Genomic DNA, 14392 nt, shown 5'->3' with positions numbered 1-14392 from the left:
AATGACCGGCACACCAGCTGTTTCGCTTCGAGATATACGCAAGAAATTCGGCCATTTCGAAGTCCTGAAGGGCGTGTCCTTCGATGCCAGAGAAGGAGATGTGATCTCCATCCTCGGATCGTCGGGATCGGGAAAATCGACGATGTTACGCTGCATCAATATGCTGGAGGCGCCGACAAGCGGGGTTGTGAGCATCAACGGCGAGGCCATTGCAATGAAAACTCGCTACGGAGTTTCTTGCCCGGCCAACCCGCGCCAGATCGATCGGATTCGTTCCGAGGTCGCAACGGTGTTCCAGAGCTTCAATCTTTGGTCTCATATGACCATCCTTCAAAATATCATTGAAGCCCCGGTTTACGTCCAGAAGCGGCCAAAGGGCGAGTGCATCGCCGAGGCAGAAGCCCTTCTTGAAAAGGTCGGTGTTGTTGACAAGCGGGGAGCCTATCCGTCCGAGCTTTCGGGCGGACAACAGCAGCGCGTCGCAATTGCACGTGCCCTAGCCCAGAAACCAAAAGTTCTCCTGTTCGACGAGCCCACGTCAGCACTCGATCCAGAACTTGTCGGTGAAGTGCTGACCGTCATGCGGGGACTGGCCAATGAAGGGCGCACAATGCTCGTCGTAACTCACGAAATGGGATTCGCTCGTGAAGTGTCCGATCGCATTCTTTTCCTCCACAAGGGACAGATTGAGGTTGATGGACGCCCTGACGAGATATTCACCAAGGGTGTAAACGCACATTTCGATCAGTTCACGTCGAGGGTCCACTAAGCGGTCGGAGGCTGTTTCATGCGGTCTTAAGTCACTACGACGACTCATCGGGCGAGTGATGCACCGATGAAGAAATCATGGTGACAGCTGGGTTGTCGCGCCCCTTGCGCGGCCTTCGTATGGTCATTCACTACAGGCAAAATGTGATGTTCAGGAAATTGCATACAGTTGGCGGCGACGCATTGACCTTGCTGGTTGACGGCGAGCCATGCTCGGCGGAAGCTGGCGAGAGCGTTGCAGCGGTTCTGTTGCGGCTCGACCCCCTCTGGTCGCGGACGACGCCGGTATCGGCGGTAAAGCGTGCGCCCTATTGCATGATGGGCGTGTGTTTCGAATGCTTGGCGCTGGTTGATGGCGTCTCGGTCCAGACCTGTCTGGTTGAGGTAAGGGACGGGATGCGGATTGAGCGCCAGCTAGGCCGGCAGAGGATTGCCTCGTGAGCCGTCGCGTTGATCTTCTCATTGTTGGTGCAGGCCCTGCGGGCATGTCGGCGGCGACAACGGCGCGCCGGTATGGCCTCGACGTCCTCGTCGTCGATGAACAGTCGAGCCCTGGCGGCCAGATCTGGCGTAATATAGAGCATTTGTCCGGCACGCCCCGCATGGCAATCCTTGGCAAGGCCTATGAGAAAGGGTTGGATGTGGTCAACGCATTCCGCGCGAGCGGAGCGGTCTTCGAACACGGCACCCAGGTCTGGCAGATCGAAGCCGGCGCCCGCGCCTTCATGACACGCAACGGGGCGGCGAGCTCGGTCGAGGCGGGACACCTGTTGCTGGCGACGGGAGCCCAGGAGCGTCCAGCTCCGTTTCCCGGCTGGACATTGCCGGGCGTCATGACGATCGGAGCCGCGCAGATCGTGCTGAAATCGTCCGATCAAATCCCTTCCGAACCGGTCTGGATCGCGGGCAGCGGGCCCTTGTCTCTTCTCTATGCCGCTCAACTCCTGAAGGCCGGAGGGCAGATCGCCGGCTTTCTCGACACGACACCGGCAGGGCGCGTTGTGGAGGCCCTATCGAAATTCACCGGTGCAGCGATGAACGCGCCAGCCGATCTGTTTAAAGGACTTGGCTGGCTGTTGTCGCTGAAGCGGCATGTGCGGTTCATCGCACATGTCACCGAGATCGAGGCATTTGGAACCGACCGGCTCGAGCAGATCCGTTACGTAACCGCCAAGGGTCGTACTGCCACGGTTGCTGCGCGACTGCTGCTTGTTCACGAAGGTGTGGTTCCGACGATACATCCGACCCTTGCGCTCGGCTGCAAGCATGTCTGGAACATCGATCAAGACAGCTTCGCTCCCGGGCTCGACGCTTGGGGCGAGACGTCCGAAGCCGGTGTCTTTGTTGCCGGCGACAATGCCGGAATCGGCGGAGCAACCGCCGCCTGCCTGCGTGGCGAACTTGCCGGTCTTGGCGTTGCTCGAAAAGCAGGGCGTATTTCGGCTGCTGAGGCGCAGACCGCTGCAAAACCCATCCGGGCCAGATTGAAACGCGCCCTCGCGGCGCGTCCCTTTCTCGACAGGCTCTATCGCCCGCGACAGAAGGTTTTCGTGCCAGACGATCACACTATCGCCTGCCGATGCGAGGAGGTGAGCGTGGCCTCCGTACGCGCTGAGATAGCCAGCGGCCGTCCAGGGCCAAATCAGATCAAGGCCTTCACGCGGGCGGGTATGGGACCCTGCCAGGGACGCCAGTGCGGCTACACCATCGCCCGAATCCTTGCGGCCGCCGAAGGGCGCGCTGTGCCGGATGTCGGTTTGCAGCGTGTTCGACCGCCTCTCAAGCCCGTAACACTCGGCGAACTTGCCGCGCTCATCGACGCGGACCAAACGCCATGACCAAAGAACTGGACACGATCGTCATTGGAGGCGGTCTTCATGGTCTTTCGGCTGCGCTTTATCTGGCGCGAGCGGGACGCAAGGTGGCCATTTTGGAGCGCTCCTGGGTTGGACGGCATTCATCGGGCGGCACAGCAGCAGGCGTTCGAACCCTCAATCGCGACCCTGCCGAGATTCCGATCTCGCTGGAGGCTATGGATATGTGGCACCGGATCGAGACGATCGTCGGCGATGATTGCGGTTTCCATGCTCACGGCCAGTTCGAGGTAGCCGAGTTCGAACACCATTTCCCTGAGCTTGAAGAGCGGTACGCCATGACCCGAGCGATGGGCTTTGAAAACGAGGAACTGATCGGCCGCGATGAACTGCGGCGGCTGGTGCCGGCCCTTGCACCGCATTGCGTCGGTGCAATCATCGCCCGGCAGGATGGCGCCGCCGACCCGCACCGGACGTTGCAGGCATTCAGACGGGCCACTGAAGCGGCAGGCGTAACAATCTACGAGGGGGCTGGCGTTATTGCTATCGAGCAAGTCGGCATAGACTGGCGTGTTCGTACCGAGCAGGGGAATTTCGTTGCGCCCACAATCGTCAATGCGGCGGGCGCCTGGGCCGACAAGATCGCCGCAATGGTGGGCGACAATGTCGAGGTGGGCCACAAGGCATCAATGATGATCGTAACCGAAAGAATCGCGCCGCTGCTGAAGCCGGTTGTCGGTGTGGTCGGGCGACCGCTCTCGTTCAAGCAGACCCATCAAGGCACTCTTTTGATTGGAGGTGGCCTAAAAGGCAAAGCCGATCTCGAAGCACAGCGGACCTTTGTGGATTTCACACAGTTGGCGAGAGGGGCGAGAGCAGCCACCGATCTATTTCCGGCCGTTGATAAAGTACGGATCGTGCGAACTTGGGCGGGAATGGAGTCCAGTCCCAAGGACGAACTTCCGGTCTTGTGCCTTTCTCCTAACGCAAGCGGCGTTGTGCATTCGTTCGGTTACTCCGGCCATGGCTTTCAACTCGTGCCTGTTTGTGGAGCAATTGTTGCCGACCTCATCATGCAAGGAAGCACGAGCAGGCAGATCAGCTCATTCAAGATCGATAGACTCTACAAAAACTGAGCAGACTACGTCATCGGCTGCAATCGACCTGCCCACTTCGGTGCAGTATGCGTAAACATCATCGAGGCAGCCAGCCGACAAGTGTGAGGATAGCGGATATGAACGTTGGCATCGCCGGAGCTGGTAACATTGGGATGGGCTATGCGGCCTTCCTGGAGAAGAGCGGGCATCGCCCGACGATCTGGTCGCCTTCGGGATTGAGGACTGAAGCGCTTGTCGCCGGCGAGCCTCTTACCATTACGGGTGCCATCGAGGGGGTCTTCCGACCGGCTGTATCAGCGTCACCGGAAGACCTTGCCCAAGCAGATGTGATTGTCCTGGCGCTTCCGGCTTACGGTCATCGGTCCGTTCTGGATAGCCTGGTGCCGTTCCTCGAACCACGCCACATTGTGATCATCAGCGGTCATCTGTCTTTCGCGGCACTCTATCTTTCCAAAAAGCTCGCGGAGCGGCAGATCGACATTCCGATCGTCGCCTGGAACACGACGGTCCTTACCTGTAAGCCGCGGGGCCCCAATCGCTTCAACGTCGGTGCCATTCGCGCGAAAGTTGGCATGGCGACGGTTCCGATCGATTATTTTGATCGAGCGCTCGACGTGTGCGTCTCTCTGTTTGGCGATCGTTTCAACCGGCAGGACGATCTGCTTTCGATCGCCCTTAGCAATATCAATCCGCAAGACCATCTTGGGATGGCGCTCTGCAATCTGTCGCGGATCGAGAAGGCGGAGAACTGGGGCCAGAACACCATGGTTACGCCGGCGATAGGACGCCTTCTCGAGGCGATGGACCGAGAGCGTGTTGCGATTGCCAAGGCTTTGGGCAAGTCCGTCATAACGACCTTCGACCACTTCAAGCTCTCCTACAATGTCACTGGAGATACCGTTTCCGAGATCTCCGCGGTCCTCGCCGAAGGCGGAAGCGATCCACTTGGTCCAACGGACTTGAACACCCGTTACATTCTTGAGGACGTCCCATTCGGGATCGTGCCAACGCTCCAGCTGGCGAAACTCGCCGGGATTCCTGCTCCCCTCCACCAGAGCGGTCTTGAACTCATCAGCGCCTGCTATGGCCGCGATTTCGAGGCGGAGAATGATCTCCTTCCTCAGCTCGGTCCGTTCGACCGAGCTAAGATGGCGGCTCTGATGACGCAAGGCTACCGACGTTCAGACCCGAGCCCGCGGCCGACTCCAGCTGGACGCGACTGAGATCGAACGCTGGGAAGAACCGGAGTCTGAGCTTGGGACGCGGCATTCCTCCATTTGATAGACAATCCTCGATTGTATTTGCCTGAGGAGATATTTCGATTTGAAAGGAACTACAATGGGTGCGCCTTCCAGTCTCAACATCGTGCCGTTCATCAGTGTCGAGAACATGATGGACCTTGTCGTCGCCACCGGCGTCGAAAGGTTTCTGGTCGAGTTGGCGGATTACATCGAGGATGATTTTCGCCGCTGGGAAAGTTTTGACAAGATCCCGCGCGTCGCCTCCCATTCGAGGGACGGCGTGATCGAGCTGATGCCGACCAGCGACGGAACGCTCTACGGCTTCAAATACGTCAACGGCCACCCGAAGAACACCAATTCCGGCCTCCAGACGGTCACGGCTTTCGGGGTTCTCTCCGATGTCGACAGCGGTTATCCCCTGCTTTTATCGGAAATGACCATCCTGACGGCGCTGCGCACCGCCGCCACCTCGGCGATTGCGGCAAAGTACCTGGCGCGCAAGGAGGCGCGCACCATGGCCTTGATCGGCAACGGCGCGCAGAGCGAGTTCCAGGCCATCGCCTTCAAGGCTTTGCTCGGCATCGACAAACTGCGGCTTTACGACATCGATCCCGGTGCGACCGCCCGATGCCGCCGCAATCTTGAGCGATTTGGCTTCGACATCGAAACCTGTACCTCTGCCGAGCAGGCCGTCGAGACTGCCGACATCATCACCACCGCGACCGCCGACAAGCACAATGCCACGATCCTGACCGACAATATGATCGGCCACGGTGTGCATATCAACGGTGTCGGCGGCGACTGCCCCGGGAAAACGGAGATGCACCGCGACGTCCTGCTTCGCTCGGACATCTTTGTGGAGTTTCCGCCGCAGACACGGGTTGAGGGCGAAATCCAGCAGCTTTCATTCGACCATCCGGTGACGGAACTCTGGCAGGTCATCACTGGCGAAAAGACGGGGCGCTCATCGGAAAAGCAGATCACCCTGTTCGACAGCGTCGGCTTCGCGATCGAGGATTTTTCTGCACTTCGTTATGTACGCGATAAGGTCAGCGGTTCCAACTACACGAACCAGCTCGATCTCGTCGCCGATCCGGATGAGCCGCGAGACCTCTTCGGCATGCTGCTTCGACGTGAAGCGGCAACCAGTGCTCGCTGAGCGTGCCAGTTGCCGCGATGATATTCGCGGCGAGCATCGAGATTTCAATAGGAGGGGACTAGGTGCGAGCTTTTGGTGTTCACAAGATCCGATGGAGTATTGGCCGGAAGATTCCGGTTTTGATGGTCTGCCTCGCGGCCTTTTCATGCGGTGCCGTTGCCACGTTCTCCGGGATGACGTCATTTTCGACAACAAAGAATCTGATCGGACAGCACCTTTCGTACATCGCCACGACAAAGCGCGAGAAGCTTGAAGCCAAGTTGAGCTCGGTAGAGTCGGAGACGAAAGGCCTCGCATCGACCCGCGCTTTCGTCCAACTTTTTGATCGACTGAGCGTAGGCTTCAAAGTGGCACCAAAAGAGGAAATTACCGCTTTCTCAGCGGCAATCGCTGGCGGTGCGAACATCGAGAACGCGGCCACGGAGGGGCTTAAATACTATCTGAAGTCGTATCAGGAAGTTGATACATGGCTGAAGCCTCTTGGGGCTGACCATGGCTATTCCGCAATCATGCTCGTCAACTCGCGAGGTGAGCTGATCTATAGCTCCGCGCACGATGCTCTCGGCATGCTTTCATCGACGAGCGCGACAGCGACTGCGATCGATCAGTCCAAAGGGGCAGCGAATGTCGTCATGACGGACTTCTCTCCTCCCTCCGGCGCCAGACCCGGCCAGGCATTTTTCGTGATCGGCGTCGATGACCCAATCCATGGTAGCCAGCGCGCGGGAACATTACTGATCACGGCCAGCACAAAGATGATCGACGAGATCATGCAGGACGGTTCTGGGCTTGGTCCATCGGGTGAGACGCTTGTTACAGGCAAGGACGGTATCCTTCGTTCAACATCGCGCTTTTCAGACGAGGCAGTTCGTTCAGTGGACAGCTCTCTCCTCTCCCCTGGGGTCTCGTTTGGGCAGTATCGTGATCACAACGTTCTGGCGGTAACGGAAACGCTGAACAGGGGAGGTCAGACTTAGTCAATTATCGCCTTGGAGCCGACGCGAGAGGTGTTTGCTCCGGCCATTTCGCTAATCTGGAACATCATGCTCATCGCGGCGATCACAGCCGCCATCACACTTGTCGTCGCGGTCATAGCTTCGAAATCCATCTCGCAACCCATCGAACGTTTGGTCGCTGCCATGAAAAATCTTGCGGCAGGCGATACCGGAATCGTAGTCGATGGCACAAGCCGACTTGATGAGATCGGTGACATGTCGCGAGCTGTTCTTGTCTTCCGGGACAATGCGATCGCGAGAGCCGAGGCCGAGGCCGACATGCGACGGGCGGAGGAAAAGGTTGAGCTGGACCGGATTGCGATGGAGGCAGATCGCCAGGACCGGCTCAGCACCCAAGCAGCGATCGTTTCACAAATCGGGGACAGCCTCACGGCCTTGGCCAATGGCGTCTTATCGCGTTGGATCGAAGTAGAGTTTCCGGAGGGATATCGGCAAATCAAAGACGACTTCAACAATGCAGTCACGCAATTAAACCATACCATTCGATCGGTTGCATGGCAGGCCACCTCTATCTTGTCGATTGTTACGGAAATGAGCCACGCGTCCGACACCTTGGCCCATCGCACAGAACATCAGGCCATTGTTCTGGACGGCGTCGTAACGACACTGACCGCTATTTCTGCCGATGTGAATCTGACTGCGGAAAGCGCCAGCAGGGCCGACACGTTGGTGTCCGAAGCGCACGCGGTGGCTGCCTCATCCGAAGTGATTGTCTCACAGGCCATCGATGGAATGGGGGATATTGAGAGATCGTCGTTGCAGATCGCGTATATCGTCAACGTCATCGAAGAGATCGCTTTCCAGACCAACTTACTAGCTCTGAATGCCGGCGTCGAAGCCTCGCGTGCCGGCGAATCCGGAAAAGGCTTTGCCGTCGTTGCTTCGGAGGTGCGAGCTCTCGCTCAACGCTCAGGCGATGCGGCCAAGGAGATCAAGGATCTCATTGACATTTCCTCCCTGCGCGTTAAGCGGGGCATTCAGCTTGTCGGTTCGACCGGCGCTCAGCTGAAACACATAGCAGAGCATGTCAATCTCATCCGAACAGTCGTCTCGAATATTGCCTCGACTGCCAAAAGCCAGGCGAGGCATCTGGATGATTTCAAAACCACTATCAAAGAAATCGACATATCGACGCAACAGACGGCGGTAATCGCAGAAGAATCCAAGGCCGCTTGTCAGTCTATGGAAGCGGAAGCGGCTCGACTCCTTCAGCTGATTTCAAAGTTTGCGTTAGGGCAGAACCATTTGGCGGCTCCTCAAGAGCCGAAATCTGCAGTCGCATGACATCGCCCTCGGCATGCCTACCATTTCGCCCGCAGGGGTAATTATGTTCTCGCGGCACGGCTTCCCAACGTTCATTTCTTTGCAAGGTCGGCTAGCAGTCGATCAAGAAGAGTTCTCCATGGGACGGTCTCGTCTGTGCTCGTTAGCGCGCGATCCATCGCGTGAAACCCGAGCGCCCGATAGGCTTCGAATTGCTCTTCCGAAAAGAACTGATCGCTGGTAGCCTCGTGAGGAAAACGCGGAAATCTGCGTTCATAGTCCAGGACATAGCTGCGCTCATCCCCAGTCATCGATGATTTGACGTAGAGTAGGATGCCTTCCTTCTCCTCCAATGCCGGCGCCCCCGGCCCTCCGGCCGTCTTCGGATAATTGATCTTCCCGATTGCAGCGTGGCCATGAGGAGACGCCTTCACTGTGGCCGCCTCTCCTTTCTGGAGCTCGTTTTGACGTTTAATCGCGCTATCCCGGATCGCTTGCCATGGCAGATCGAACCGAACTCCCAAATCGATCCTGGCAAAGCGTTCGACATCGACCAAGGCGCCAAAATTCATCGCCGGATCGGCCTCTGCGTCAGACACGATGATGACGTCACACCGACGCTTGAGGAGTTGATACAGGCCGAGATTATCAATGTGCCCTCCGTCGGACAAAAGGACCTTCGATCGTTCTTCATGAAGCAGGCCGAACATTTCGTAGAAGAGATATGAGAGTTTCCAGTCTTTGAGCTTTGCGGTTTTTGCGAGCGCCGCCGATGTCAAGAACTTCGGATTCCGAACCCAATACCCGAGACGGATGTTGAGAAGAGCCAATGTCGGCGCCAGTATCGGAACGCCGACACGACCCATCGCCGATGAGACAGCCGCCCCTGATATCGCCGCAGCAGACGCGAGGTCGATATGGGGCTCGGCGATCTGGAATTCTGCAATTGGCACGTATCCTGTTGCGTCACTTCCGGCATGCTCGGGCGTAAACACAAAAAAATCGGCGTTACGCCCACGCCGGTTCTGCTTCGATCCCTGCAAATTAACGGCCGTGTTGATGATCGGGTAGGGACGTCGGAGCGCACCCGACTTGAACGGCGCGCCTAACTGCGAGAGCGGGAACGCCTTGTTATTCTCAAGCCCGAGCGAAAAAGCCTCGTTCAGCCTGTCCCGATAGAGTTGATGCAGCGAATTGGCGTTCTCGGTGAAGAATCCCGCGACGAAAGTCAGGACCACGGCAATCGTCAAATACGCCGCGCCCATGGCGAAAATCTCGAAGAACTCCTTTCGATAAAGCGTGGGGAAAAACCACAAGGCTATGGCGAGAGCAACTGGAACAGCCACGAGTCCGATAGCCGCTTTGATCGACGGCTTGCGGCGCCCAGCGTCGCGTCGCTTCCAGGTGCTGAGTGGAAGCGTCTCTCCGATAGGCCCAATGTTGCTAGCCCAGACGCTAAGCCAAATCATCAGAGCAGATAGGCTTAGAATGACGAACCAAAGGATGGCGCCGAGGCCACGCAACGCCATCAAGGCAAAGCCGGCATTCGGAAACCCGTCGTTGACGCGTATGCCTGTGACTGTCAGCCAGAGATAGGCAATGTAGATCAGGGTAGGCAAGGCCAAGGCCAGAGCAAACAAGGTCAGTTGGCTAAGCACCTTGCGGAAAAAGCCCGTCCAAGCCGGATCCTTCGCCGCAGCCTGGATTTGCGACGTCAGCCAGCGCCAAGAAAGAGCAAGAATACCTGTTCCTGTCGCCAACGTTCCCATGATCTGCGGCAGCCAAGCCCAACTGACGTGAAAACCTTTGGGATCCGTGCGGAGAAAAAGTGCTTGCCTCAAGATCGGCACCTGCAATTCGGCAAGGAAGATGATTGCGATGCCGAGCATCGCCCAGCCAGTGGCGCGTGCCGATTTGGACCCGGGGTCCGAGGAAGCGGCCGTATTGAACGATCGCCTCAGAGCCCAAAAGACAAGCCAAACAAGGAAAAGTACGCCGGCAATTCTGGAGAAGAGGAATTCGACGTCGAGATAAGGCGTGAGCCAGGACGAATTCGATACAAGATAGGATGGCCAGGCGTGCGAGAGCGAGTCCTCGATCGGATTAAAAAACAGCGTGAGTGCTGAAAGAAAAAACAGTGTGGCGGCAACCATTGTCGCGTTCACCATCAACCCGCGCAAAATGATCCCAAAGGAAACGACGAGGTCGAATTTTCCGTTGGGCATGAGATAGCGACTGCGGTCTCGCAACGCGCGGACAAGCTTACTGTCCGCTATATCCGCGGGCTCAAAGCCGTCTTTTCTTTCCGGCACCGTTTCGAAGGGGAACTTGCCGTCGTCGCGTTCCATTGCCGCCACAAGTGCGGCTCCCGTGTAACCTCCGCCTGAAACTGTTGATAGAAAGGCGACGCTTTCAAACACTTTGTTCGCCGAAAGCGCTTGGAGCACGCCGAGGCTGAAGGCGGCGGATCTAACCCCTCCTCCCGAAAGGGCCAAACCGACCTGCGGCTTCGCGCTGGCTGTCTCTTTTTCCTTGCCAAGCGAAAGACGATCAGGTTTGCCGCGCTTCCTGACGGCGCCAACCGTCGCCTTTTCCTTTGAAAACATTTCCGCGAAGGTTAGGGTTGTGCTCGTATCCTGGCCAGCATCGGAAACCGAATTGTCGGGCAAGGTATTGGGATTTTTGTCGTCTTGCTCGTTCATGTGGATCTCCCAATATTCCTGGAACCCTGTTCGGAAATCTGATTGCATTAAAAGTGGAACTTCTACATATGCGCGATTAGCAAGCAAGGGGCGTGGGCAATGAACGACTGGACCTCCGACCCTCGGATTCTGGAGGCCGGCGGACTGATTGCCATTCCCGACGGGCATCGTCTTTGCGGCCTGGTCGTGGACTGCTTCGAACAGATTGTCGGTGAGCTCGATCGGAGCGGAACGGTTGAGGGGCTGCTATCGGTACTCTTGCTGATCATCGCGTCCTCCGAGCCAGACGCGATGTTGCTTGGCCATCCCGACGGCAATGCCATCGCCATCACGATCGGCCTGCTTGAGACAATCGAGGCCTTTGTACAGCGCGCTCTGATGAACCCGGAATTTCTCGTCACCTATCTGCCACAGCCGCAAACCAACAAACTCTCGGAAGAGAGGAGGGAGTTTTGGAACGCATCTTGCTCTCAATATGCTCGACTTCGTCGTTCATCACGAGATCGCACATGATATCCGCGATCACCTAGGGCTGCTGGACGAGGAACGCGGAGTGGCGGAGCTTGGTGAGATACTTTCCCTCCATGCAGCCGAGGAAGGGGATGACCTTTATCGTTTCATCGAATTTGACGCCGACATCGAAGCCCTCGACTTGCAGATGAGCGAGATGGGCAAATTTGCTGAAATTGCCGCCTGGCCTGACGCTGAGATCGAGGATATGTTTTTCCTGCAGATGCTTGCCATGCTATTGGTCCGCGAGATCCTCGACCAGACGCATGAACCCGTCATCGACTATGACATTCGGACCCACCCCGCACCGGTTCGTCGCGCGCTGATATATTCAGAGACAATGGTGATCAGCTTCTGCGACCGTCATCCGGCTGAGCGAAACTGGTTTGAAAATATCCATGATCAGGTGTGGTACGAGGCGTCGATCGTGGCCCAGACGCATGGATTTCCTGAAGGCCGCTGGCGAGGATCAAAAATGGAAGACGCACGGTTTGACCTTCTTGATCCAATCCGCCCGTCGCTGATCGACTTCAGGAAGAAGGTGGGCCTCCGAGGTCAATGATGGAACGGCGCATTATCGGATGTTTTGCCCCTTATATAGGATATAGGGAATGGCCCAAATCATCGATCAGAACACCGAAAATCACGCCGTGGCGAACGTTGCGCCGCCTGACAGCACGGCGCATTCTGGCGATGTTTCCGGGTCGCAGGCGTCGGCGGATAGCGCCAGGCTCCCTGCGCGCCGGCCTCGCCTCTTCGGCCGAGGTCGACGAGCGCTATGTGCAAAAGCAACTCGGCCATGCCAGCGCCGACATGACCCGCAAGTATCAGCGCCGCCGCGACCGCTTCCGGGTCAATCTCACCCAGGCATCCGGGCTTTAGCTGTCCCCTCCCCTTCCGGCCAAGTGCTTGCAGAAAGGCCGTTAGCGCATTATAGTCACTATAGTCATTCTGGTTATAGGTGAGACGATGCAAGCATCAACACACGATGATATGAGCTGGACGGTCGCCGGGGCAAAGGCAAAGCTTTCGGAGGTCATGGAGCGCGCGCAGTTGGCGCCTCAAACCATTACCCGCAATGGAAAGCCGAGCGTGGTAGTCGTTTCTGCAGAAGAGTGGCAGAAGAAGACTGCGCGCAGGGGATCGCTCGCGGAGTTTCTGCTAGCATCTCCTCTGCGTGGCACCGATCTGGATACTGAGAGACAAAACGACGAGCCGCGTGACTTGTCGCTATGAGGCTCCTTCTCGATACGAGCGTCCTGTCGGAAGTTACAAAACCCCGCGCCGCTGAAGGTGTTTTAAACTGGCTCCACGGGCTGGACGAAGACCGCACGTTCATCAGTATCATCTCGATTGCAGAAATCCGCCGCGGTGTCGCGCTGATGGATGGTGGGCGAAAGCGCGACGCCCTAGATGAATGGCTCACGCACGATCTGCCTCAGCGCTTCGAAAACAGGATTGTTCCGGTCGAAGCGCCTGTCGCCTTGGCCTGGGGTGATCTTATGGCTCTTGCCAAGCGAAGTGGTCGCGGGCTCGCCTCCATGGACGGCTTGATTGCCGCTACCGCCGTCGCTCACCAATTGACCCTTGCGACGCGCAACACCAAGGATTTCGAAGGCTTCGGAATAGACATCATCGACCCATGGGCCGACTGATCGGGCTCTTCCTTGTCGATTGAAAGGAATGGCATCACTTCAGGCAGTTTTCATGATCGCACCTGCGATTACGACACCGGAGTTCACGTACTTCAAAAGTGAGACCAGTAATTTACGCGCCAGCGCCACGATCATAGGCGTTTTAAGGCGGCCGGCATTACGTGCAATGCGCTCCTTGAACCATAACGTTAATGCCGATTTCGGTTGGAGCCGCAACCATAGCCAGGCAAGTTCGACCATTGTCGCTCGCAGCAGCGGATTTCTCGCCTTCGAGACACCCCTGCTCGCGATTGACGTCGCCCTTGCATCAACACCGATCGATGCGATGTGTAGGTACATACCTACATCGGAGCGCCGTGCCATGTCCACGCTTACAAGCCGTGAATTCAATCATGACGTCAGCAGCGCCAAGAAGGCTGCGCAAGATGGACCGGTGATCATCACCGACCGGGGCAAGCCGTCGCATGTGCTGATGACCTATGACGAGTTCAAGCGTCGGTCCGGCAAGCGCCGCAGCCTGATCGAAACTCTGTCCATGCCTGGACTTTCGGAGATCATTTTTTCCCCCGAGCGTGTCGACATCACGCCGCGTGCGGTGGATCTGTCTTGACCTATCTGCTGGATACCAATGTCGTCTCCGAACTGCGCAAGATCGGCGACGGCAAGGCCGACGCCAATGTCGTCGCCTGGGTCGGACGGGAAGATTCAGCATCCTTCTTCCTGTCGGCGATTACCATCCTGGAACTGGAGCGCGGTATCCTTGGCCTGCAACGACGCGATGCCCGGCAGGGGGCGCGGCTACGGACCTGGCTCGACAACCATGTCCGGCCTGAATTTGCCGGCCGGATTTTATCGATCGACGATGCCGTCGCCACACGCTCTGCGCACTTGCAGATCCCCGATCGGCGCAATGAAGTCGATGCGATGCGCTGATTGCTGCAACAGCGCTCATTCATGGGCTCACAGTGGTCACGCGCAACGTCAAGGACTTCGAGAGGACCGGCGCCATCATTGTCGATCCCTGGTTGGGCTGACATTATCAGCGTGCGTTTTTACGGCTAATCATCCATATAAGCGCACAGGGCGTCTGTACCGAAAAACGACGCCGAGGCGAACGTTGCGCCGCCTGACAGCACGGCGCATTCT

14 protein-coding genes and 3 pseudogenes are annotated in these 14392 nt (G+C 57.4%); 15 read left to right on the top strand and 2 right to left on the bottom strand.

Annotated elements, in window-relative coordinates:
* Nucleotide 1 precedes the first annotated feature (1 nt).
* The 8 genes from MOV63_RS19655 to MOV63_RS19620 all read left to right on the top strand — a co-directional run bounded on the left by MOV63_RS19655 (nt 2) and on the right by MOV63_RS19620 (nt 8400).
* Nucleotides 2–769: an ABC transporter ATP-binding protein gene (locus MOV63_RS19655; RefSeq protein WP_247036065.1), complete on the top strand. Its 768-nt coding sequence runs from the start codon at nt 2–4 to the stop codon at nt 767–769.
* Between the two features lie 77 nt (nt 770–846).
* A complete protein-coding gene (locus tag MOV63_RS19650) occupies nt 847–1209 on the top strand; it encodes a (2Fe-2S)-binding protein (protein WP_309500840.1) in 363 nt (120 codons plus the stop codon).
* Entirely contained in the window at nt 1206–2606 is a 1401-nt protein-coding gene (locus tag MOV63_RS32850; protein WP_247036055.1) for an FAD/NAD(P)-binding oxidoreductase, read from the top strand. The genes MOV63_RS19650 and MOV63_RS32850 overlap by 4 nt, the downstream gene beginning before the upstream one ends.
* Nucleotides 2603–3718, top strand: a complete 1116-nt coding sequence (locus tag MOV63_RS19640; protein WP_247036053.1) for an FAD-binding oxidoreductase — start codon at nt 2603–2605, stop codon at nt 3716–3718. Before MOV63_RS32850 ends, MOV63_RS19640 begins: the two co-directional genes overlap by 4 nt.
* Nucleotides 3719–3816: 98 nt before the next feature.
* Complete coding sequence (locus MOV63_RS19635; RefSeq protein ID WP_247036051.1) at nt 3817–4923, top strand: NAD/NADP octopine/nopaline dehydrogenase family protein; 1107 nt, start codon at nt 3817–3819, stop codon at nt 4921–4923.
* 115 nt (nt 4924–5038) lie between these two features.
* Nucleotides 5039–6100 (top strand): ornithine cyclodeaminase, encoded by a 1062-nt coding sequence (locus tag MOV63_RS19630; protein WP_247036082.1) that lies wholly within the window; start codon nt 5039–5041, stop codon nt 6098–6100.
* A gap of 62 nt (nt 6101–6162) precedes the next feature.
* On the top strand, nt 6163–7077 hold the full coding sequence (locus MOV63_RS19625) for a hypothetical protein (protein ID WP_247036050.1): 915 nt from the start codon (nt 6163–6165) through the stop codon (nt 7075–7077).
* Between the two features lie 66 nt (nt 7078–7143).
* Nucleotides 7144–8400 carry a methyl-accepting chemotaxis protein gene (locus MOV63_RS19620; protein ID WP_247036049.1) on the top strand — a complete coding sequence of 419 codons (1257 nt, stop codon included), beginning with the start codon at nt 7144–7146 and terminating at the stop codon, nt 8398–8400.
* 71 nt (nt 8401–8471) lie between these two features.
* On the opposite strand, the gene MOV63_RS19615 is transcribed toward MOV63_RS19620, so the two are convergent.
* Nucleotides 8472–11081 (bottom strand): patatin-like phospholipase family protein, encoded by a 2610-nt coding sequence (locus MOV63_RS19615; protein ID WP_247036048.1) that lies wholly within the window; start codon nt 11079–11081, stop codon nt 8472–8474.
* 99 nt (nt 11082–11180) lie between these two features.
* Here MOV63_RS19615 and MOV63_RS19610 point away from each other — a divergent pair, with 99 nt between their 5' ends.
* The 5 genes and pseudogenes from MOV63_RS19610 (at nt 11181) to MOV63_RS19590 (ending at nt 13246) form a co-directional block, all read left to right on the top strand.
* Nucleotides 11181–11594, top strand: a complete 414-nt coding sequence (locus tag MOV63_RS19610) for a hypothetical protein (protein WP_247036047.1) — start codon at nt 11181–11183, stop codon at nt 11592–11594.
* Nucleotides 11557–12153 (top strand): hypothetical protein, encoded by a 597-nt coding sequence (locus tag MOV63_RS19605; protein ID WP_247036046.1) that lies wholly within the window; start codon nt 11557–11559, stop codon nt 12151–12153. The genes MOV63_RS19610 and MOV63_RS19605 overlap by 38 nt, the downstream gene beginning before the upstream one ends.
* Before the next feature lie 161 nt (nt 12154–12314).
* Nucleotides 12315–12473 (top strand): annotated as a pseudogene (locus MOV63_RS19600) (integrase); the annotation flags it as partial.
* 87 nt (nt 12474–12560) lie between these two features.
* Nucleotides 12561–12827 (top strand): type II toxin-antitoxin system Phd/YefM family antitoxin, encoded by a 267-nt coding sequence (locus MOV63_RS19595; protein ID WP_247036045.1) that lies wholly within the window; start codon nt 12561–12563, stop codon nt 12825–12827.
* Nucleotides 12824–13246, top strand: coding sequence for a type II toxin-antitoxin system VapC family toxin (locus tag MOV63_RS19590; protein ID WP_247036043.1), 423 nt, complete (start codon nt 12824–12826; stop codon nt 13244–13246). The genes MOV63_RS19595 and MOV63_RS19590 overlap by 4 nt, the downstream gene beginning before the upstream one ends.
* A 39-nt stretch (nt 13247–13285) precedes the next feature.
* On the opposite strand, the pseudogene MOV63_RS19585 reads toward MOV63_RS19590, so the two are convergent.
* Nucleotides 13286–13528: pseudogene (locus MOV63_RS19585) on the bottom strand (IS110 family transposase); the annotation flags it as partial.
* Between the two features lie 79 nt (nt 13529–13607).
* Here MOV63_RS19585 and MOV63_RS19580 point away from each other — a divergent pair.
* Both MOV63_RS19580 and MOV63_RS19575 read left to right on the top strand, forming a co-directional pair.
* Entirely contained in the window at nt 13608–13856 is a 249-nt protein-coding gene (locus MOV63_RS19580) for a type II toxin-antitoxin system Phd/YefM family antitoxin (protein WP_247036041.1), read from the top strand.
* A pseudogene (locus tag MOV63_RS19575) lies at nt 13853–14280 on the top strand (type II toxin-antitoxin system VapC family toxin). Before MOV63_RS19580 ends, MOV63_RS19575 begins: the two are co-directional and overlap by 4 nt.
* Nucleotides 14281–14392 lie beyond the last annotated feature (112 nt).

Origin of the sequence: Neorhizobium sp. SHOUNA12A (genome assembly GCF_023006505.1) — a bacterium.
In the GTDB taxonomy this organism is placed as follows: Bacteria; Pseudomonadota; Alphaproteobacteria; order Rhizobiales; family Rhizobiaceae; genus Neorhizobium.
The sequence above is the reverse complement of the archived record's forward strand: the minus strand, read 5'-3'. Positions and strand labels throughout refer to the sequence as shown.

What these genes read in the sequence shown, in the direction of transcription:
- MOV63_RS19605 (WP_247036046.1), top strand. Translation starts at nt 11,557, where the DNA reads ATGCTCGACTTCGTCGTTCATCACGAGATCGCACATGATATCCGCGAT.
- MOV63_RS19580 (WP_247036041.1), top strand. Translation starts at nt 13,608, where the DNA reads ATGTCCACGCTTACAAGCCGTGAATTCAATCATGACGTCAGCAGCGCC.
- MOV63_RS19590 (WP_247036043.1), top strand. Translation starts at nt 12,824, where the DNA reads ATGAGGCTCCTTCTCGATACGAGCGTCCTGTCGGAAGTTACAAAACCC.
- MOV63_RS19640 (WP_247036053.1), top strand. Translation starts at nt 2,603, where the DNA reads ATGACCAAAGAACTGGACACGATCGTCATTGGAGGCGGTCTTCATGGT.
- MOV63_RS19620 (WP_247036049.1), top strand. Translation starts at nt 7,144, where the DNA reads ATGCTCATCGCGGCGATCACAGCCGCCATCACACTTGTCGTCGCGGTC.
- MOV63_RS19650 (WP_309500840.1), top strand. Translation starts at nt 847, where the DNA reads ATGGTGACAGCTGGGTTGTCGCGCCCCTTGCGCGGCCTTCGTATGGTC.
- MOV63_RS19610 (WP_247036047.1), top strand. Translation starts at nt 11,181, where the DNA reads ATGAACGACTGGACCTCCGACCCTCGGATTCTGGAGGCCGGCGGACTG.
- MOV63_RS19630 (WP_247036082.1), top strand. Translation starts at nt 5,039, where the DNA reads ATGGGTGCGCCTTCCAGTCTCAACATCGTGCCGTTCATCAGTGTCGAG.
- MOV63_RS19615 (WP_247036048.1), bottom strand. Translation starts at nt 11,081, where the DNA reads ATGAACGAGCAAGACGACAAAAATCCCAATACCTTGCCCGACAATTCG.
- MOV63_RS19635 (WP_247036051.1), top strand. Translation starts at nt 3,817, where the DNA reads ATGAACGTTGGCATCGCCGGAGCTGGTAACATTGGGATGGGCTATGCG.
- MOV63_RS19655 (WP_247036065.1), top strand. Translation starts at nt 2, where the DNA reads ATGACCGGCACACCAGCTGTTTCGCTTCGAGATATACGCAAGAAATTC.
- MOV63_RS19595 (WP_247036045.1), top strand. Translation starts at nt 12,561, where the DNA reads ATGCAAGCATCAACACACGATGATATGAGCTGGACGGTCGCCGGGGCA.